Origin of the sequence: Pseudomonas sp. 2822-17, assembly GCF_002742485.1 — a bacterium.
Classification (GTDB): Bacteria; Pseudomonadota; Gammaproteobacteria; order Pseudomonadales; family Pseudomonadaceae; genus Aquipseudomonas; species Aquipseudomonas cyclaminis.
The window spans coordinates 1-253 of record NZ_LJRZ01000862.1; the positions used below are offsets into that span (position 1 = coordinate 1).

Genomic DNA, 253 nt, shown 5'->3' on the forward strand with positions numbered 1-253 from the left:
GGGTAACCCAAGAGCATAAAGGATTATATCAAGTATGGACGGAGGAAGGGATTTTATTATCAGAAGTGTCTGGAAAATATCGTTTTGAATCCATAGAAAGAGGAGATTATCCGGCTGTGGGAGACTGGGTTCTCCTTACACCTCGGGCTCAAGAAGGTAAAGGGACCATACATCAGCTTCTACCAAGAAAAAGTTGTTTTTCAAGAAAAGTGGCTGGTGAAGTTACGGGTGAACAGATTGTAGCTGCTAATAT

1 pseudogene is annotated in these 253 nt (G+C 41.9%); it reads left to right on the plus strand.

The window, feature by feature from the left end:
* A pseudogene (locus AOA60_RS33615) lies at positions 1 to 253 on the plus strand (hypothetical protein); the annotation flags it as partial.